Below are 18,098 nucleotides of genomic sequence, written 5' to 3'. Positions count from 1 at the left end.
AAGGGCCGCCCCTGAACCCTCGCCACCCACTCCGAAGCACGCGGCGGCCGTGCTGGACACGAGCGTTCGGGGTTGGGAAACCTCCGCCTGGCTCGACGACGACACGTTCTGCGTACGGGCCGCGCGCACCAGCGGCCGCCACGTCGACGGTCAAGAGAACGAGTTCGTCTTCTGCGACCCTGCGCCCGCGGCGTTGAACTCGCCGGGACCACCGCTGCTCCCGGGCAAACCCCGGCCCTACATCGCGCCCCTGGACCCGCAGTCGAAGGAGATCATCCTCATCGGCGCGACGCGGGGCGCGATCACCGACGTCTCCGTGACGATGTTCGGCCGAACCGCCACCGCAGCCGTGCGTCCGCTGCCTGCCACCGACGGACGCCAGATCGGCGCCTACGCGGTCTGGCTTCCACGCACGGCCCCCGGCCGCAACGACATGAAGCTCACCGACATCACCGCCGTCACCGGCCGCGACGCGACCGGCCGGGTCGTGACCCGCCTCGGCTGACGAAGCTCCACGATGCGGCGCCTCCTCCGACGCGGCCCGCAGCCTCCCGGAGCGGCCGCTGCCGACCCGCGGCGGCCCGCAGCATGCGCTGATCACGATCCGACTCGACAGATGGAATCGCCCCGAGCCGGATCTCCTGGCCACAACCGCACCTTACGATCCCTCCCGCACCTTCTACTCGCCTGAGGAGACTCTTCTCGTCGTCGAGGTTGTCTCGCCGGAGTCAGCGCACCGCGACAGCAACGTCAAGCTGCGCAAGTACGCGGAAGCCGGTATCGCGAACTACTGGCGCGTCGAGGACGAGCATGGATCACCGGTGGTCCACGCCTACGAACTCGACGGGCCCACTCGGTCGTACGTGCCGACCGGTATCCATCGGCACGAGCTGCGCACCACGACGCCGTACGCGATCAAGATCGATCTGGATGGGCTGGTGCCCGGCCGCAAGAGCTGAGCGGGGCGCCCGTGTCCGCCAGACGGTGATTCGGAAAATCACTACACGTTGAAGCGGAACTCCACCACGTCGCCGTCCTTCATGATGTAGTCCTTGCCCTCCATGCGTACCTTGCCCGCCGCCTTCGCTGCGCTCATCGAGCCTGCCGCGATCAGATCGACATAGCTGACGATCTCGGCCTTGATGAAGCCACGCTGGAAGTCCGAGTGGATGACCCCGGCCGCTTCCGGCGCCGTCGCCCCCACCGGCACGACCCAGGCCCGGGCCTCCTTCGGCCCCGCCGTCAGGTACGTCTGCAGCCCCAGCGTCTGGAACCCGACCCGGATGAGCTGGTTGAGCCCGGGCTCGGTCTGGCCCGTCGACTCGAGGAGCTCCATCGCCTCGTCCTCGGGCAGGTCGATCAGCTCCGACTCGATCTTCGCGTCCATGAAGATGGCCTCGGCGGGGGCCACCAGCGCGCGCAGCTCGTCCAGGAATGCGGCGTTGCCCAGTTCCGCCTCGTCGACGTTGAAGACGTACAGGAAGGGCTTGATCGTCAGCAGGTGCAGTTCGGCGAGCTGGTCGAGGTCGATGCCCGCCGCCTTGGCGCCCGCGTAGAGGGTGGTGCCGTCGTTGAGCAGCTTGAAGGCCGCCTCCGCCGCGGCCACCGCCGGGGCCTTGTCCTTCTTGAGCTTGGCTTCCTTCTGCAGGCGGGGCAGGGCCTTCTCCACCGTCTGGAGGTCGGCCAGGATCAGCTCGGTGTTGATCGTCTCGATGTCGTCGGCCGGGGAGATCTTGCCGTCGACGTGCAGGACGTTGGGGTCCGAGAAGGCTCGGACGACCTGGCAGATGGCCGAGGCGTCGCGGATGTTCGCCAGGAAGGCGTTGCCCCGGCCTTGGCCCTTCGAGGCGCCGCGGACCAGGCCGGCGATGTCGACGAACGAGACCGGGGCCGGGATGATCTTTTCGCTGGTGAAGAGTTCGGCCAGCTTGGTCAGCCGTTCGTCGGGGAGCCCCACGACGCCGACGTTGGGCTCGATCGTCGCGAACGGGTAGTTCGCGGCGAGCACGTCGTTCTTGGTCAGGGCGTTGAAGAGGGTGCTCTTGCCGACGTTGGGCAGGCCGACGATCCCGATGGTAAGGCTCACGACAGGCCAGTCTACGGTGCGCCCAGGCCGAGGGAATTCTCCGCCATCGTGCGCAGCTGGGCGGCCACCGCCGTGCCCGGCCGCATGGCGTCCGCCAGCGCTCGGAGCTCCCATTCCGGCAGCTGGGCGGTGCCGATGCCGCGCAGGGGGATGGTCACGGTGCGCCCGTTGTCCGGGTCCCGGGCGATGAGCTGCGGCACCCGCTCGATCGAGGCGTGCGAGGTGCCGACGTTGCGCCGCAGGGTGTAGGAGCCGCCCGAGACGTCCGCCCTGGCCAGGTCCACCTTCTTGGTACGCAGGGCGCCTCGCACGGACACCGTCGTGCCGTCGAGCCAGGCGGCCGTACGCCAGGACTTGAGCGCGATGTACAGGCCGAGCAGGATTACCGGCACGCCGACGAGGCCGAGCAGGCGCATCGGGCCGAAGCCGTCGTCGAAGGAGAGCCAGCCGCCGTCGGACATGCAGTCACGGATCTCGGGCGGCAGCATCGACGGCGGGATGCCGGACACCTCGTCGGCCGACGGGCACGAGTCGTCGCGGCCGAAGGCGAGCGGCAGGAGCGCGAACGCGGCCCCGGCAGCGGCGAACACCAGGCCGAAGATGATGCCGAACGCCTTGGCGGCCGGGGGTGCCCCGATGGACAGCTTCATGGCGGCAGCATAGAGGGCCGACGCTCATGTCCGAATCCCGCCAGCCACGGGGCTGGCGACGGGGGCAGACTCGTCGGCATGGAACTGGACTTCGAGCGGTGCTACCGGGCCGTCGACAGCCGTGACCAGCGCTTCGACGGCTGGTTCTACACGGCCGTGCGGACCACCGGGATCTACTGCCGCCCGTCCTGCCCGGCCGTCACGCCCAAGCGGGAGAACGTCACGTTCTTCCCGAGCGCGGCGGCCGCCCAGCGCCGCGGCTTCCGGGCCTGCCGCCGGTGCCGGCCCGACGCCGCTCCCGGCTCGCCGGAGTGGGACGTCCGCGCCGACGTGGTTGGCCGGGCCATGCGGCTCATCGGCGACGGGGTCGTCGACCGCGAGGGCGTGCCAGGGCTCGCCGCGCGGCTGGGCTACACCGAGCGTCACCTGCATCGCATGCTCACCGCCGAGCTGGGTGCCGGGCCGCTCGCACTCGCCCGGGCCCAGCGGGCGCAGACCGCGCGGATCCTCATCGAGACGACCGGCCTCGGTCTCGCCGAGATCGCGTTCGCCTCGGGTTTCGGCAGTGTGCGGCAGTTCAACGACACCATCCAGGAGGTGTACGCGCGTTCGCCCAGCGGTCTGCGGGACCGCCGGCCGGCGCGGCACGTCGAGGCGGGGACGATCTCGCTGCGGCTGGCGTACCGGGCGCCGCTGCACGACGGGGCGCTGCTGGACTTCCTGGACGCCCGGGCCCTTCCGGGCGTCGAGGAGCGGGACGGATCGACGTACCGCCGGGGGTTGAATCTGCCGCACGGCAGCGCGACCGTCGCGCTGACCCCGGCCGACCGCTTCGTCTCCGCGACGCTGCGGCTCGGCGACGTCCGGGACCTGGCGCCCGCGGTGGCGCGCTGCCGGCGGCTGTTCGACCTCGACGCGGATCCGGTCGCCGTCGACGGCACGCTGGGTGCCGATCCCGCGCTCACCGCGCAGATCAAGACCGAGCCGGGGGTACGGGTACCGCGCGCGGTCGACGGCTTCGAGATGGCGGTACGCGCGATCGTCGGCCAGCAGGTCTCGGTCTCCGGCGCCCGAACCACGCTGAGCCGTCTGCTCGCCGCCGACCCGGATCCGGCGCAGGAGCTGCGCGGGTTCCCCACTGCCGACGCTGTCGCCGCCCTGCCCGACGAGGCGTTCCGGATGCCGGCCGCCCGGCGGGCCACCATCCGGGCGCTGGCCGAGGCGGTCGCCGACGGCAAGCTCGACCTCGAGCCCGGCGCCGATCGGGAGGAGTCGGTCGCCCGGCTGCTCGAGCTGCCCGGCGTCGGCGCGTGGACCGCCGGATACGTGGCGATGCGCGCGATCGGCGACCCCGACGTCCTCCTGCCCACCGACGTGGCGGTCCTGCGCGGCGCGCGGGCGCTCGGCCTGCCGCACACCCCCCAGGCGCTGGAGGCGTACGCCGAACGCTGGCGGCCCTGGCGCTCCTATGCCCTGATGCGACTCTGGAGATCATCATGATGTGGTTCACGACCCTCGACACCCCGGCCGGCCCGTTCACCTACGTCGTCAGCGACGCCGGGGCGGTACGGGCGTCCGGCTTCACCGCTGAGGTGGGTGAGCTGCTTCCCCTCGTACACGGGAAATTGCGGGAGGAGACGCGGCCCGCAACGTCGCCGGGTGCGGTGGGGGACGCGGTGCGGTCCTATCTCGACGGCGATCTGACGGCGATCGACGCGGTGGTGGTCGAGCAGCACACCGGCGGGCCGTTCATGGCGCACGCGTGGCGGATCATGCGGGAGATCAAGCCGGGGGCGCCGGTGACGTACACGGGCTTCGCGGAGCTGGCGGGCCGCCCGGCGGCGATCCGCGCGGCGGCGACGGCCTGCGCGCGCAACCCCGCGGCGCTGTTCGTGCCGTGCCATCGGGTGCTGGGAACGGACGGGACTCTTCGGGGCTACCGGTGGGGTCTCGGGGTCAAGACCTGGCTGCTGGCGCACGAGCGGTAGCGATTCATCCTTGCGGTGTCACGAAGCCGACCTGTGCGACGTGACACCGCAAATCGCTGCTTGACTCTGGTGCCGATCGCCGGGTTGCCGAGGAGCGACATTGGACGTCATCACCGTGGAGGATCCGCCTTCCACCCCGAAAGGGCGGCGGGTGCTCACCTATGTCGCGACAGGCCTGCTGGTCATCGCCGCGGCGGCCGGTGGGTACGCGGTCCTGCACCGGGACGAACCCGTTCGCACGGACGCGGTCCCGCCCTGCCCGGGGCTGGAGGCCTCGGCCGGGGACGGCTTCTCGTTGACCTCGGTGGGCGCGGAGTGCGTCGGCTGGATCGTCGAACGGGACCACTCCTTCGGATCGAGCGACCCGGCGGTCAACGGCGTCATCTCGAGGATCGTCGCGGAGAACGTCCGGGTACGCGACCAGTCGAGCGCACCGGGCGGCAAGCCGTACGTGCGGATCGCGGTGTTCATGCCCATGACCGCGGCGACCGGCAGCGCGCTGGCCGACGTCGAGATCCTGCACTCGCTGCAGGGCGCGTACGCCGCCCAGCGTCAGGCGAACGCCGGCAAGGCCTCGGAGCTGGGCGACCCCACGCCGCTGTTCCAGCTGGTGCTGGCAAACGAGGGCACCGATCAGGGCGCCTGGTCGCCGGTGGTCGAGGAGCTGGGCAAGCTCAAGGAGGGTCCGCATCCGCTGGTCGCGGTGACCGGGATGAGCATCAGCGTGCCCCAGACCCGGATGGCGGGCGACCGGCTCAGCGCCCTGCGGATCCCGGCCGTCGGCGCGGTCATCACCGCCGACGACATGGTCGCGCCGTGGCTGTTCAAGATCTCGCCGCCGAACCAGCAGTACACCGCCTCACTGGCCGCCTACCTGGGCCGGCTGCCGGACGCCCGGGACGGCTACCTGGTCTGGGACCGCAGTCCCGACGACAACTACGTGCAGAAGCTCAGGGACAACTTCATCGCCGCCTTCGGCACCACCTACCACCTCAACGACCACAACCACGCGTTCAACGGCAGCAAGCCGCCCACGCCCGGCACGCCTCAGCTGTTCTCGGACATCGTGCGCAACATCTGCTCGGTCGACCCCGACGTCGTCTTCTACAGCGGACGGGACCGCGACCTGCCGGCCTTCGTCGACGCCCTCGGCACGAGAGGCCAGTGCCAGAAGAAGGTACGCCCGCTCATGATCGCCACCGGGGCCACGGGCCTGACCATCGCCCTGGGGCAACTCGACGGCGCCCGCGTCGGCGTGCTGGACGCGTCCTCCACCGATCCGGTCACCTGGGGTTCGGACGGCCCCGGGACGCCTGCGTTCTATCCCGCCTTCCACCGGCTGTTCACCTCCCCGGAACCGGCCGGTCTCGGCTTCACCGAGGAGGATCTGGCCAGCGGTTACGCGATCATGCACCGGGACGCGGTCGTGGCCGCCGTGTGGGCCGCCCGGCGCGACGCGGCGGCGAAATCCCAGCGCAACGCCACCAGGGGCAGCGCTCCGGCGATCTCCGAGACGCCGACGGCGGAGGACGTCCGCAACGCCCTCTTCGGCTCGAGCAGCGACCGCATACCCGCGGCGTCGGGCCCGATGTACTTCCAGGAGCAGCCGAACAACGACCTGTGGCCGGTCGGCAAGCCCGTACCGGTGATCCGCCTCGGGAAGGCGGCGGCGGACTGGCCGACCGGGTACTCCTGGACGACGCCGCTCATACCCAACGGCACGTGAGGACGGACCAGGCCCATGCTGCCTGACCCGGCCAAGTCGCGCGCGGTCATCGTGGGCTCCTCGCGGTACCGGCACCTCGCCCAGCTCCCCACGGTCGCGGCGAACGTCGAGGAGGTCGGGAACCTCTTCACCGACGAGCAGTTCTGGGGTTTGCCCGAGGAGAACTGCGTACGGCTGCTCGACCCGGAGCACCCGGCCGTGGTGCTCGACGCGCTCGCCGCGGCCGCCGAGGAGGCCTCGGACGCGCTGGTGTTCTACTTCGCCGGCCACGGCGTGCTGCGCCCGGACGCCTACGACCTCTATCTAGCGCTGGAGGACGCGGGGCTGGAACGGTGGTGGCACGCGGTGCGCTTCGACGACATCCGCCGCATCGTGACGGACCACCCGGGGCCGACGGCCAAGGTCGTGCTCCTCGACTGCTGCTACGCCGGCATGGCGATGGTGCCCAACATGGGCGCCGTCAACGAGATCGGGGACCGGGTCCGCATCGAGGGCACCTACCTCATGACCGCCGCGGCGGAGACAGCCGTGGCGCTCGCGCCGCCGACCGAGCGGCTCACCGCGTTCACCGGCGCCTTCGTACGGGCGGTCCGCAGCGGCGTGCCGGACGGCCCGGACGTTCTCGACTTCAACACGCTCTATCCCCGGATCAGGAACGCGCTGGAGGCGGCGGGACGGCCGACACCGCAGCAGCGGTCCAGCAACGGCGGCGGCCGGATCGCGCTCGTGCGCAACGTCCGCCTCGACGACCGCGGCCGACCGGACACCGTCGACGACGTCTCGCTGAGCGACGACGAGCAACGCCTGCTGCATCTTCCGCCGGCCCGGCTGCGGGTGCTGCTCGCCGAGCTGAGCAGCCGGGACGGCGCCGCCGCCCAGCGGCTGCTGAAGACGGTCGGCTCGACCCGGACCGAGCAGGGCGTGGCCGCAGTCGTCGACGAGGTCACCCGGGCCGGCGCCACCGCGCAGGCCCGGGCCGTGCTGGCGGCGGCCGCACAGCGCAGACCGGCATCCCTGGTCACGCTCATCGACATCCTCCGCGAGACCGGCCAGCGCGACCAGGTCGGCCACCTGCTGGCCGCCTGCGCCGAGCAACCGGCGGACCGCGTCACCACGCTTGCCGCGCAGCTGCTCGAGAGCGACCACGCCGATGCCCTCGACGTGCTGCTCGACGCGGCGGTCGAGGCCCGGATGGACCGGCCCCGGCCGCTGATCGCCCTGCTCGTCGCGCTGCTCACCGCCGGCCTGCACGACCGGGTGGGTGCCGTCCTGGCCGGGCTCGGCGCGCGGCTCCCGGCCGCGCAGACGGTGGAGTTCGCCGACGCCCTGCGGGACGCGGGCCAGGAACAGGCCGCCTTCTCGCTGTACGAGGGAGTGCCCGCACTCGTCGCGGCGCGACCCGTGGCCGTGGCGGCGCGGCTGGCGGCCGCGATGCACCGGGCCGGACGCGAACGCCAGGCCCGCGACCTCGTCGGCCTGATGGCGGCCCGGCACCACACCCGCCGCGAGCGGGTGACCCTGCTCGTGGCGCTGTGGACCGCGCAAGCCCCGGCCGACGCCGCCGAGCGCCTGGAGCATCTCGACGACCGCGACCTGCTCGAGGCGACGCTGCAGCTCTACACGCTGCCGCACCAGGCCGCGGTCCGCCGGCTGATGCTCATGGAGCTCGAGCGACGACCGCCGGGCAGCACCGTTCGTACGGTCATCGCCCTGCACGACGCCGGCCTGCCGATGGAGGCGCGCAGCCTGCTGGAGCACGCGGCGGCCCGGCCACCGGCGGACGTCATCGCCGTCGTGGCGGGATTCGCCGCAACCGGGAACGACTCGTACGCCCACCTCGTGCTCGAGCGCAGCCTGTCGGTGGACGTCCTCGCGGCGCTCCCGGAGGAGTTGCGCCGCCACGCCCGCCCGGTCCTCGCGCAACGCTCGGCCACCCAGATCGTCGAACTCGCCGCACGACTGCCGGCCGAAGCGATGATCTGGGCACTGGGGACGCTGCCGCCGGACGTGGACCCGGAGGCGTTACGAGAACCGGCGATCGCGCTGGCCCTGCACGGACTTCCCGGCCCCGTCGTACGTGATCTGCAGAGCTCGCTGCCGATCCCGCCCACGCTGATCGACGCCGCTTTCTCCGGTGCGTACGGTGAAGCCGCCGCCTGCGTCGAAAGCTTGCTCGGCCTGGCCGAGCCGGCATCCCGGAAGCAGTTGTACGAGGCGCTCGCGCGGCGGCCGGCCCACGACATCGCCCGCGTCCTCGACGTCGCCCCGGGCCTGACTCCCGCCATCGCCGCCACGCAGCTGGAGCTGGTGGTTCTGCTCGAGACCGCCGGCCGCCACCGTGAGGCCGACCAGTTGTCGGCGACACTGCGCACGCAGCTTCCCCTCAGCCAGGCATGCGCGTTGGCGGTGATAGTCGGCGAGGCGGGTCTGCGACCGCGGGCGAACGCTCTTCTCGGACTGGCTCCGCACGCCGCTGTCGAACCGGCCGACCTCGTTGTCGGCGAGCTGCTCATGGGTGGCGAGCCGCCGAGATGGACCGCCGCGCAGATGTGCGACCGCGCGCGCCTGGATCCGCGGACCGTCGTGCGTCATGCGGTGACCGGCAACGGCATCGGCCGCAGCACCGTCGTCGTCTTCACCGACACCATGCTCGCCTGCCGGCTGCGCAGCGGTCACCTCGTCTCCATTCCGTACCGCCGCTTCGGCGCGGTGACGGTCCTACGGGACGAGCGGTTCACGATCCGGCTGCAGGCCGGCGAACGGGTGCAGAGCCTCGACATCCGCAACGCCGCCCTGTACGGCCTCCTGGTGCGGATCCAGCAGGCCGTCGCCGAGTTCGACACATTGTGCGCGCGGCTTCGCTCCGAGAGTCGAAACCCGGCTGCTGGAGCACGACCCGAGTCGTAGCATCGCCGCATGACTGATACGGGAAGGACCGCGCGCGCCGGTCTGCCCGAGCGACCGTCGCTGGACGGGCTCGAGGGCAAGTGGGCGCGCCGCTGGCAGGAGGAGGGCACGTATGCGTTCGACCGCTCGAAGGAGCGCGCCGACGTATTCGCGATCGACACGCCTCCGCTGACCGTATCGGGCGAGCTGCACATGGGGCACGTCTTCTCGTTCACCCACACTGACACCGTCGCGCGGTTCCAGCGGATGCGCGGCAAGACCGTCTTCTATCCGATCGGGTGGGACGACAACGGGCTGCCCACCGAGCGGCGGGTCCAGAACGTCCACGGCGTCTACTGCGATCCGTCGCTGCCGTACGACCCGCAGTGGCAACCTCCCGCGTCCCCGCCCAAGCCTGCTGTCGCGGTGTCGCGGCGTACCTTCGTCGAGCTGTGCGACCGGCTGACGGCCGAGGACGAGAAGGCGTTCGAGGCGGTGTGGCGGCGGCTGGGGCTGTCCGTCGATTGGTCGATGACGTACACGACCATCGGGGCGAAGTCGCGGGCCGTCTCCCAACGGGCGTTCCTGGACAACCTCGCGCGCGGGGAGGCGTACACGTCGGAGGCGCCGACGCTGTGGGACGTCGGGTTCCGCACGGCCGTCGCGCAGGCCGAGATCGAGGACCGGGAGCGGCCCGGCGCATACCACCGGCTGCGCTTCCACGGCCCGGACGGGCCGGTCGAGGTCGACACGACCCGGCCGGAACTGCTTCCCGCGTGCGTCGCGCTGGTCTGTCCCCCGAACCACCCGCTGGCGGGTACGACGGTCCGTACGCCGTTCTTCGACGTCGAGGTTCCGGTGCACGGCCACCATCTCGCCGACCCGGACAAGGGCACCGGCGTGGCGATGGTCTGCACCTTCGGCGACCTGACCGACGTCATCTGGTGGCGTGACCTGAAGCTCGAGACGCGCGTCGTGCTGGGCCGCGACGGGCGGTTTCTGCCGGACCGGCCGGCCGGTGTCCCTGAGGCGGCGTACGTTCAGTTCGCCGGTCTGACGGTCAACGCCGCCCGGCGGGAGATCGTCCGCATCCTGGGCGAGACCGGGGACCTGCTGGGCGAGCCCCGGCCGGTCACCCACCCGGTCAAGTTCTACGAGCGGGGCGACTCGCCGCTGGAGATCGTCACCAGCCGGCAGTGGTTCATCCGCAACGGCGGCCGCGACACCGACCTGCGGGAGACGCTCCTGGCGCGGGGCCGCGAGCTGCGCTGGACGCCGGAGCACATGCGGCACCGCTACGAGCACTGGGTCACCGGGCTCACCGGCGACTGGCTGATCAGCCGCCAGCGGTTCTTCGGCGTGCCGATCCCGGTGTGGTACCGGCTCGACGACGCTGGCGAGCCGGACCACGGCCAGCTTCTCATACCGGACGTTTCGGCGTTGCCGGTCGACCCATCCTCGGAGTGTCCGCCGGGCTTCGACGAGTCCCGGCGCGACGTCCCGGGCGGATTCACGGCCGATCCCGACGTCATGGACACGTGGGCCACCTCGTCGCTGACGCCGCAGATCGCCGGCGGCTGGGGCACCGACGAGGAGTTGTTCGCGAAGGTCTTCCCGATGGACCTCCGGCCCCAGGCCCACGACATCATCCGCACCTGGCTCTTCTACACGATCGCGCGGTCCCACCTGGGTCACGGCGGGCTGCCCTGGCACACGGCCGTGCTCTCCGGCTGGATCCTCGACCCGGACCGCAAGAAGATGTCGAAATCCGTGGGCAACGTCGTCACCCCCATGGGCCTGCTCGAGCAGTACGGCTCCGACGCGGTCCGCTACTGGGCGGCGAACGGGCGGCCCGGCGCGGACCTGGCCTTCGACCCGGCGCAGATCAAGGTCGGGCGGCGGCTGGCGACCAAGCTGCTCAACGCCTCGCGGTTCGCGCTGGGGCTCGGCGCCGCGGACGCGCTGCGGCAGCCGGTCACCGCGGACCTCGACCGGGCCGCGCTCGCCCGGCTCGCCACGGTGGTCGAGCAGGCGACGGCGGCCTTCGACGCGTACGACCACACGACCGCGCTCAGCACCACTGAGGCGTACTTCTGGACGTTCTGCGACGACTACATCGAGCTCGTCAAGGACCGCGCGTACGCCGCGGGACCGGACGGCGACTCGGCACGGGCCGCGCTCGCGGCGGGGCTGTCGGTGCTGCTGCGGTTGTTCGCGCCGTTCCTGCCGTACGCGACGGAGGAGATCTGGTCGTGGTGGCGCTACGGCTCGGTGCACCGGGCGACCTGGCCGACGAAGTACGAGCTGCTGCGGGTGGCGCCCGACGGTGATGCGGGCCTGCTCGACCTCGCCGGCGAGGCCCTGCGGCAAGTCCGGCGCGCGAAGTCGGACCGCAAGCTGTCGATGAAGGCGGAGGTGCCGCTCGCGGAAGCCCTCGGACCGGCGGCGCTGCTCGACCGGCTGGCGCTCGTCGAGGGCGACCTGAAGGCGGCGGGCCGGATCGGCAAGCTCGACAAGCTCCCGGACCGCACGCCGGAGCTCGTCATAGCCTGCGCGTTCTGACAGCCGCGGCTCGAGACCGGCCGGGACGGTCACTATCGCCGTTCCGGCCTGGCGGCCTCCCCCGTGGTGGCACGCTGGGCATCATGCGCCTGCTGCAATTTCCACTGCGCTCGCCGGGGCAGCGCGGATGACGACGATCAGTGCGCTGGCGGCCGGTCTCGAGCGCCAGCTGAACAACACGGCCAGCTTCATGGCCGTGTCGACCCGGGTCCTGCTGCGGACCGGCGTGAGCCTCCGGGAGCCGAAACCGGCACAGAACTCGGACGCCGGTGCCGTGACGAAGGTCCGGGCGGCGCTCGCCGACATGGGTTACAGCTTCTAGGCCGGGAAGGTATCCGATGACCGACATGGCATTGGCGAGCGAGGCACGCAGCGGCCACTCCGCCGCGACCGACACCGCCACGGCTGTCCGGGACGTGATCGACCAACTGGGCGACATCGACGCGGCGGCCGTGGCGTTCTTCGCCGCACCCACCCACGACGGCGCGGCGATCGCCGCACAGCTCGCCGAGCGGTTCCCCGGGGTGCCGTCCATCGGATGCACCACCGCGGGAGAGTTCCATCAGGACGCCTTGAGCGACGGCGGGCTGTCCGCGGTGGCGCTGCCCGCGTCCGTGGTGCGCCGCGCTGCGGCGACCGTCGCGGAACTGAACGGCGACCCCAAGGCGGGGATCCGGGCCGGCGTCGGCGTCCTCGAGGAGAAGCTGGGGTCCTCCCTGCGCGACCTCGACCCGGAGCGGTACGTCGGGCTCGTGCTCATCGACGGTACGCATGCCGTCGAGGAACGGGTCAACGAGGCGCTCGGCGACGCGGCGCCGCTGCTGTCGTTCGTCGGCGGCACCGCGGCCGACGACCTGAAGTTCGTCGAGACCCAGGTGTTCAGCGGCACCACCATGTCGACCAACGGCGTCGCTCTGCTGGTCCTGGAGCTGTCCGTGCCGTACACGATCGTCAAGACGTCCAGCTTCGAACCCGCGGGCCGGACGTTCGCCATCACGAAGGCCGACAACGAGCGCCGCATCGTCTGGGAGATGGACGGGCGCCCGGCGGCCGAGGTCTTCGCCGAGGCGATCGGCGCGGGCATCGACGAGCTGGACTTCGGCCGGTTCGCGGCGAACCCCCTCGGCCTGATGATCGACGGCAGCCCCTGGATCCGGTGCGCCCAGGAGGTCGTGGAGAACAACGGGCTCAAGTTCGCCTGCGAGATCCTCGAGGGCATGGACGTGGAGCTCATGAAGCACACCGACCTGGTCCGCGACACGACCGCGGCGCTGCGCGAAGCGGTGGACCAGGTCGGCGGCCAGGCCTCCGGCGCCGTGCTGTTCAACTGCGTGTACCGCAAACTCCAGATCGGCGCCCAGCAGCTGGAGGAGCAGTTCATCACCAGCCTCGGCACCGTACCGGCCGCCGGCTTCCACACGTACGGCGAGAGCTGGCTGGGCAACATGAACTACACGCTCACCGGCGTGGTGTTCGGCCGGTCGACCAGCTCCTGAGGGCGGGGGCATGTCGATCCCGCCCGAGGAGGTCGAGGCGCCCGCCGCCGACGCCGTGCTGTTCCGGTCCTCGCCGTGGCGGACGTTCGGGGTCCTGTTCGCGGTGCTGCTCATCGCGTACGTGGCCGTGTCGCCGCTGGTCGCGCTCCTGCTGGGGGCGCCGGACGACCCCTGGTGGTCGACCGTGGCCCAGGGCGCGGTGATCGCGACGCTCGTGGCCGGCGGTTACGCCCTGTCGTCGCGGTCGGCGCTGCGGACCTGGGTCCGGGCCTCCTCCGCGGGCCTGGAGCTCGCCGCCGAGGGCAGCGACCCGGTGCTGCTGGCGTGGCCGGACATCGAGCACGTGGCGGTGCGCCGCAGCGGCCTGCGGACCGTCCTGGATGTGACCCCGGTCGACCTGGACCGGGTGCACCCGGTCGCCGAGGGCGACGAGGGCTGGCCGGCGCTGCACGACGAGGAGGACGGGCTTCCCGCCTTCACCGCCGACCTGACGCAGGTCTGGCCCGGCCCGCGGGCGCTACGCCGCGAACTGGACCGCCACCTTCGCTAGCTCCACAGTGTCGAGCCGGCATCGTCGACCAGTTCCGGAGCCTGCGGCTGGCGCGGCGTCAGCTCGACCTGCGCCGGCACTGCGAGCTCCTCGTCGGACACGCCCATCTCGGCGAGCTTGCGGGCACTGACCAGCACCCGCGACTCCAGCGAGCCGACCGCGCGGTTGTACGCCGTCACCGCCCCGCCCAGCGACGCGCCGAGCTTGCCGACGTGGTCGCCGAGGGTGGCGAGGCGGCCGTACAGCTCGCGGGCCAGGGCGTGCACCGCCAGGGCGTTGCGGGCCAGCGCCTCCTGCCGCCACGAGTAGGCGACCGTACGCAGCAGCGCCACCAGCGTCGCCGGGGTGGCCAGCACGACGTTGCGGGTGAAGGCGTGCTCCATCAGCGTCGCGTCGCGCTGCAGGGCGGCGTCGAGGAACGGGTCGGCCGGCACGAACAGCACGACGAAGTCCGGGCTCTGGTCGAAAGCCGTCCAGTACGCCTTGCCGGCCAGGGCGTCCACGTGCCCGCGCAGCACCCGGGCGTGCTGGTCGAGGTGGCCGTCGCGGGTGCGCTCGTCGCGCGCCTCCATCGCCGACAGATACGCGTCGAACGGCGCCTTCGCGTCCACCACCACAGATCGGCCGCCGTGCAGCCGCACCACCAGGTCGGGGCGTACACCCTGGTGGTCCGTGCTGGACGTGACCTGCTCGGCGAAGTCGCAGTGCTCGAGCAGCCCGGCCGCCTCGACGATGCGGCGCAGCTGATGCTCGCCCCAGCGGCCCCGGACCTGCGGGGCGCGCAGCGCGGCGACCAGCTGTTTGGTCTCGGTACGCAGCTCGCCGGAGACCAGGCCCATGGCCCGCACCTGCTCGCGCAGCTCCGCATAGGCGTCGACCCGGTCGCGCTCGAGCTCGGTGACCCGCTGCTCGTAGCGGCGCAGCGTCTCGTGCAGGGGCGCCACCGCGCGGGCGACCGCCTCCTGCGACTGGGCGGTGGACTCGTAGCTGAGCGACCGCATCGACTGCTCGAGGCGCTCCTCCCCGTCCTGCCGGGCCTGCACGGTCGCCTCCAGCCGGGCGATGTCGGCCGCGGCCCGCAGCCGCGCGGCCAGCCAGCCGAGCGCGGCCCCGGTCGCCAGGCAGATGATCACCACGGCCAGCGTCGAGAAGCTCACCCTGCGAGCTTGCCAGAGGGGTACGACGTAGTCGGCGCGGGTACCGTCGGTGACATGAAGGTGCTTCTGCTGCTGATCCTGGTGCTGATCGTCGTGGCGGTGGTGCTGGCCTGGCGCCGCGGCAGCGTGGCCCGCGAGCAGCGGCAGCTCGACGACGCCCGGGCCGAGGCGCAGCGCTGGTACGAGCGGCTCGGCGGCCAGGTGATGAACCTGCACGCCGACGACCCGGCGGCCCGGCAGGCGCTGGCCGACGCGAGCGAGCGCTACAACGCCTCGGGCGGCCAGCTGCAGCAGGCGAAGACGGTCCGGCAGTTCGAGCTCGCCCGGGAGTCCGCGCTGGAAGGGCTCGCCTACGTGCGCGCCGCCCGTACGGCCATGGGCATCGATCCGGGCCCGGAGCTTCCGCCGCTGACCGGTTCCCAGGGCGCCGGCCGGCTGACCCGCGAGCGCGAGGTCACCGTCCAGGGTCACCAGTACCGGGCCGGACCGCAGCCGGGTGCGGAGACCCCGTACTACTACCCCGGCGGCCGGGTCCAGGGACGTCCGGTGCCGGCCGGGTGGTATTCGACGCCGGTGTGGAAGACCGCGCTCGGTGCGGGCGCCGGGGTGCTCGGCGGCATGCTCATCTTCGACGCGCTGTTCTCTCCCAGCTTCGGCGACATGGGCTACGGCGACGGCTACCAGGACGGTTTCCAGGACGCCGCCCAGGACTTCGGCGACGGCGACCAGGGCGGCGGGGATCAGGCGGGCGACTTCGGCGGCGATCAGGCCGGCAGCGACCTCGGCGGGGGCGGCGACTGGGGTGGCGGCGACCTCGGCGGCGGAGATTTCGGCGGGGGCGACTTCGGCGGCGACTTCTAGGAGCGGGCGGCCGCGGCCTTCATGTCGCGGCGCAGCTCCTGCGGCAGCGAGAAGGTGAGCCGTTCCTCGGCCGTCGTGTACTCGGTCACCTCGCCGAACCCGCGCTGGGCCAGATGCGTCAGCACCTCCATGACCAGCTCCTCCGGGACGCTGGCCCCCGAGCTCACGCCCACCGTGGCCGCGCCCTCCAGCCATTCGTCGCGGATCTCCGACGCGAAGTCGACCAGGTGGCCGGCCTTCGCGCCGGCACCGAGGGCCACCTCGACCAGGCGTACCGAATTAGAGGAATTCGCCGACCCGACCACGATGACCACGTCGCACTCCGGCGCGATCTCCTTCACCACGTGCTGGCGGTTGGAGGTCGCGTAGCAGATGTCGTCGCTCGGCGGCGACTGCAGCAGCGGCAAGCGGGTCTTGAGCCGGGCCACGGTCTCCATGGTCTCGTCGACCGACAGCGTCGTCTGGGACAGCCAGACCACCTTCGACGGGTCGCGGACCACCACGTTCTCGACGTCGTCCGGGCCGTCGACCAGCTGGATGTGCGCCGGCGCCTCGCCGGAGGTGCCGATGACCTCCTCGTGGCCCTCGTGGCCGATGAGCAGGATGTCGTAGTCCTCGGCGGCGAACCGCTTCGCCTCGTGGTGCACCTTCGTCACCAGCGGGCAGGTCGCGTCGATCGCCTTGAGGTTGCGCTCGCGGGCCTGCTCGTGCACCTCGGGGGCCACGCCGTGCGCCGAGAAGACGACGGTCGAGCCCTCCGGGACCTCCTCGTTCTCCTCGACGAAGATCGCGCCGCGGGCCTCGAGCGTGGTGACGACGTGCTTGTTGTGCACGATCTGCTTGCGGACGTACACCGGGGCGCCGTAGAGCTTGAGCGCCTCCTCCACGGTCTGCACCGCGCGGTCGACCCCGGCGCAGTATCCCCGCGGCTTGGCGAGGAGCACACGCTTGCGGACTGGGGCACCAGCTTCGGAGGTCACCCGGCAATGGTACGTGGCCCGGCCAGGTAACTCCCGTCGTGCGATGCGCACCACAGGCCCGCTGGAAGATCCAGGGCCGGATCGCGCCCGGCGAGGCATACTCGGCCTCGTGAACGACACGGATGTGGCCACCGGTACCAGCCGGACCATCTTTTCCGCGCTCAGGGGCCTCGCCGGCGCCCTCGCGCTGGTCCTCGGGCTGACCTGGATCCTGCTGAACATGCACGGGCCGGGACCGTTCCGCGACATGGCGGTCGGGACGGTGCTGGCGGCCGGCGGGCTGGTGCTGCTCATGCCGCACCGGCTTCCGCTCCCCGCCCGGCTCACGGTGCTCACGGCTGCTGCCACGGCCACGGTCGGCGCCCTGGCCGGGTTGCTCACCGAGCGGAGCCAGATCGGCGGGATGTTCGGGTACGTGGCGGCCCGCGGCTGGCCGTACGAGTGGCTCGCGCGGGGCGCGGTGGCGGACGATCCGCAGACCGCCCGGGCGATGGCGGAGCAGGCCACCTGGCAGGTCGACGCGGTGAACCTGGTGGCGAATCTCGTCTTCTGGGGCCTGCTGGGCCTGGTGGTGGCCGCACTCGTCAACAAGGTGCGTTTCCGCACGTAGCCGGCGTACCCGGCGGAATACTCGAGCCATGAGCACCGCCGGCACCGTCGGCACCCCCGGCGTCTGGGACTCCGTCGGTACGGGGCTGCGCCTGATCGTCGGCTGGTTCTCCATCGTCATCGGCCTGCTGAACCTCGTCGTCGAGATGGGCGACCGGCCGGAAGCCGCGTACCTGCTGTTCAACGGCATGCTGGTGGCGGGTGGGGCGGTGCTGATCTCGCTGGCGGCGGTCCCCGGCCGGCCCGGACCGGCCGGCTATCTGGCGGCGGCCGGCGTGCTGGTCGCGGGGATGTCGATCAGTACGCTGCTCACCAGCGACACGGCCTGCTGCCTGGGCTCCCTCGCGGAACGGCACGGCTATCCGTTCGCCGTCCTGGCCCGCGACGCCGGGCAGGGCTGGCAGGTCGACGGCGGCCGCCTCGTCGCCGACCTGATGTTCTGGGGGTACGCCGGCCTGCTCGCGCTGCTGGTCGTGGAGCTTGCCCGCCGGCTCGCGGGCCGCGGCGGGCGCCCACGCGGGATCGGCGGCGCGGACCGCCCGTAGGC

General features: G+C 72.0%; 17 protein-coding genes. 13 read left to right on the top strand and 4 right to left on the bottom strand.

Going from position 1 to position 18,098, the window contains the following annotated elements:
- Positions 1-49: 49 nt before the first annotated feature.
- Both AB0368_RS28100 and AB0368_RS28095 read left to right on the top strand, forming a co-directional pair.
- Entirely contained in the window at positions 50-505 is a 456-nt protein-coding gene (locus tag AB0368_RS28100; RefSeq protein ID WP_366156987.1) for a hypothetical protein, read from the top strand.
- Between the two features lie 58 nt (positions 506-563).
- Positions 564-959 carry a Uma2 family endonuclease gene (locus tag AB0368_RS28095; RefSeq protein WP_366157150.1) on the top strand — a complete coding sequence of 132 codons (396 nt, stop codon included), beginning with the start codon at positions 564-566 and terminating at the stop codon, positions 957-959.
- 41 nt (positions 960-1,000) lie between these two features.
- Here the strand turns inward: AB0368_RS28095 and ychF are convergent, their stop codons facing one another.
- Together ychF and AB0368_RS28085 are read right to left on the bottom strand one after the other, a co-directional pair.
- Positions 1,001-2,086 (bottom strand): redox-regulated ATPase YchF, encoded by a 1,086-nt coding sequence (gene ychF, locus AB0368_RS28090; protein ID WP_366156986.1) that lies wholly within the window; start codon positions 2,084-2,086, stop codon positions 1,001-1,003.
- 11 nt (positions 2,087-2,097) lie between these two features.
- The gene (locus AB0368_RS28085) at positions 2,098-2,736 is read right to left on the bottom strand and encodes a hypothetical protein (RefSeq protein WP_366156985.1); all 639 of its coding nucleotides are present in this window, start codon (positions 2,734-2,736) and stop codon (positions 2,098-2,100) included.
- A 78-nt stretch (positions 2,737-2,814) separates the two neighbouring features.
- Here AB0368_RS28085 and AB0368_RS28080 point away from each other — a divergent pair, with 78 nt between their 5' ends.
- The 8 genes from AB0368_RS28080 to AB0368_RS28045 all read left to right on the top strand — a co-directional run bounded on the left by AB0368_RS28080 (position 2,815) and on the right by AB0368_RS28045 (position 13,944).
- Positions 2,815-4,236 (top strand): AlkA N-terminal domain-containing protein, encoded by a 1,422-nt coding sequence (locus AB0368_RS28080; protein WP_366156984.1) that lies wholly within the window; start codon positions 2,815-2,817, stop codon positions 4,234-4,236.
- Positions 4,233-4,724 (top strand): methylated-DNA--[protein]-cysteine S-methyltransferase, encoded by a 492-nt coding sequence (locus tag AB0368_RS28075; protein WP_366156983.1) that lies wholly within the window; start codon positions 4,233-4,235, stop codon positions 4,722-4,724. Before AB0368_RS28080 ends, AB0368_RS28075 begins: the two co-directional genes overlap by 4 nt.
- 100 nt (positions 4,725-4,824) lie before the next feature.
- On the top strand, positions 4,825-6,450 hold the full coding sequence (locus AB0368_RS28070) for an ABC transporter substrate-binding protein (RefSeq protein ID WP_366156982.1): 1,626 nt from the start codon (positions 4,825-4,827) through the stop codon (positions 6,448-6,450).
- A gap of 15 nt (positions 6,451-6,465) precedes the next feature.
- Positions 6,466-9,357: a caspase family protein gene (locus AB0368_RS28065; RefSeq protein WP_366156981.1), complete on the top strand. Its 2,892-nt coding sequence runs from the start codon at positions 6,466-6,468 to the stop codon at positions 9,355-9,357.
- Positions 9,358-9,366: 9 nt separating this feature from the next.
- Positions 9,367-11,898, top strand: a complete 2,532-nt coding sequence (gene valS, locus AB0368_RS28060; protein WP_366156980.1) for a valine--tRNA ligase — start codon at positions 9,367-9,369, stop codon at positions 11,896-11,898.
- A 127-nt stretch (positions 11,899-12,025) separates the two neighbouring features.
- Complete coding sequence (locus AB0368_RS28055; RefSeq protein WP_366156979.1) at positions 12,026-12,220, top strand: hypothetical protein; 195 nt, start codon at positions 12,026-12,028, stop codon at positions 12,218-12,220.
- Positions 12,221-12,236: 16 nt separating this feature from the next.
- The gene (locus AB0368_RS28050; RefSeq protein WP_366156978.1) at positions 12,237-13,394 is read left to right on the top strand and encodes an FIST N-terminal domain-containing protein; all 1,158 of its coding nucleotides are present in this window, start codon (positions 12,237-12,239) and stop codon (positions 13,392-13,394) included.
- A gap of 10 nt (positions 13,395-13,404) precedes the next feature.
- A complete protein-coding gene (locus AB0368_RS28045) occupies positions 13,405-13,944 on the top strand; it encodes a hypothetical protein (protein WP_366156977.1) in 540 nt (179 codons plus the stop codon).
- Here the strand turns inward: AB0368_RS28045 and AB0368_RS28040 are convergent.
- Positions 13,941-15,101 (bottom strand): DNA recombination protein RmuC, encoded by a 1,161-nt coding sequence (locus AB0368_RS28040; RefSeq protein ID WP_366156976.1) that lies wholly within the window; start codon positions 15,099-15,101, stop codon positions 13,941-13,943. The genes AB0368_RS28045 and AB0368_RS28040 overlap by 4 nt on opposite strands.
- Before the next feature lie 54 nt (positions 15,102-15,155).
- Between AB0368_RS28040 and AB0368_RS28035 the strand changes: the two genes are divergently transcribed.
- On the top strand, positions 15,156-15,962 hold the full coding sequence (locus AB0368_RS28035; protein WP_366156975.1) for a hypothetical protein: 807 nt from the start codon (positions 15,156-15,158) through the stop codon (positions 15,960-15,962).
- On the opposite strand, the gene AB0368_RS28030 is transcribed toward AB0368_RS28035, so the two are convergent.
- Complete coding sequence (locus AB0368_RS28030; protein ID WP_366156974.1) at positions 15,959-16,942, bottom strand: 4-hydroxy-3-methylbut-2-enyl diphosphate reductase; 984 nt, start codon at positions 16,940-16,942, stop codon at positions 15,959-15,961. The genes AB0368_RS28035 and AB0368_RS28030 overlap by 4 nt on opposite strands.
- Before the next feature lie 109 nt (positions 16,943-17,051).
- On the opposite strand from AB0368_RS28030, the gene AB0368_RS28025 reads away from it, so the two are divergent.
- A complete protein-coding gene (locus tag AB0368_RS28025) occupies positions 17,052-17,552 on the top strand; it encodes a hypothetical protein (RefSeq protein WP_366156973.1) in 501 nt (166 codons plus the stop codon).
- Between the two features lie 28 nt (positions 17,553-17,580).
- A complete protein-coding gene (locus tag AB0368_RS28020) occupies positions 17,581-18,096 on the top strand; it encodes a hypothetical protein (RefSeq protein WP_366156972.1) in 516 nt (171 codons plus the stop codon).
- Positions 18,097-18,098: the final 2 nt, after the last annotated feature.

This window comes from Actinoplanes sp. NPDC051475, from assembly GCF_040689425.1.
Taxonomy (GTDB): domain Bacteria; phylum Actinomycetota; class Actinomycetes; order Mycobacteriales; family Micromonosporaceae; genus Actinoplanes.
Note: the sequence above shows the minus strand (reverse complement) of the source record. Positions and strands in the feature narration are given on the sequence as shown.

Excerpts from the sequence above, each read along its gene's own strand:
- AB0368_RS28085 (WP_366156985.1), bottom strand. The coding sequence starts at position 2,736 with ATGAAGCTGTCCATCGGGGCACCCCCGGCCGCCAAGGCGTTCGGCATC.
- AB0368_RS28055 (WP_366156979.1), top strand. The coding sequence starts at position 12,026 with ATGACGACGATCAGTGCGCTGGCGGCCGGTCTCGAGCGCCAGCTGAAC.
- AB0368_RS28020 (WP_366156972.1), top strand. The coding sequence starts at position 17,581 with ATGAGCACCGCCGGCACCGTCGGCACCCCCGGCGTCTGGGACTCCGTC.
- AB0368_RS28050 (WP_366156978.1), top strand. The coding sequence starts at position 12,237 with ATGACCGACATGGCATTGGCGAGCGAGGCACGCAGCGGCCACTCCGCC.
- valS (WP_366156980.1), top strand. The coding sequence starts at position 9,367 with ATGACTGATACGGGAAGGACCGCGCGCGCCGGTCTGCCCGAGCGACCG.
- AB0368_RS28080 (WP_366156984.1), top strand. The coding sequence starts at position 2,815 with ATGGAACTGGACTTCGAGCGGTGCTACCGGGCCGTCGACAGCCGTGAC.
- AB0368_RS28045 (WP_366156977.1), top strand. The coding sequence starts at position 13,405 with ATGTCGATCCCGCCCGAGGAGGTCGAGGCGCCCGCCGCCGACGCCGTG.
- AB0368_RS28035 (WP_366156975.1), top strand. The coding sequence starts at position 15,156 with ATGAAGGTGCTTCTGCTGCTGATCCTGGTGCTGATCGTCGTGGCGGTG.
- AB0368_RS28065 (WP_366156981.1), top strand. The coding sequence starts at position 6,466 with ATGCTGCCTGACCCGGCCAAGTCGCGCGCGGTCATCGTGGGCTCCTCG.
- AB0368_RS28075 (WP_366156983.1), top strand. The coding sequence starts at position 4,233 with ATGATGTGGTTCACGACCCTCGACACCCCGGCCGGCCCGTTCACCTAC.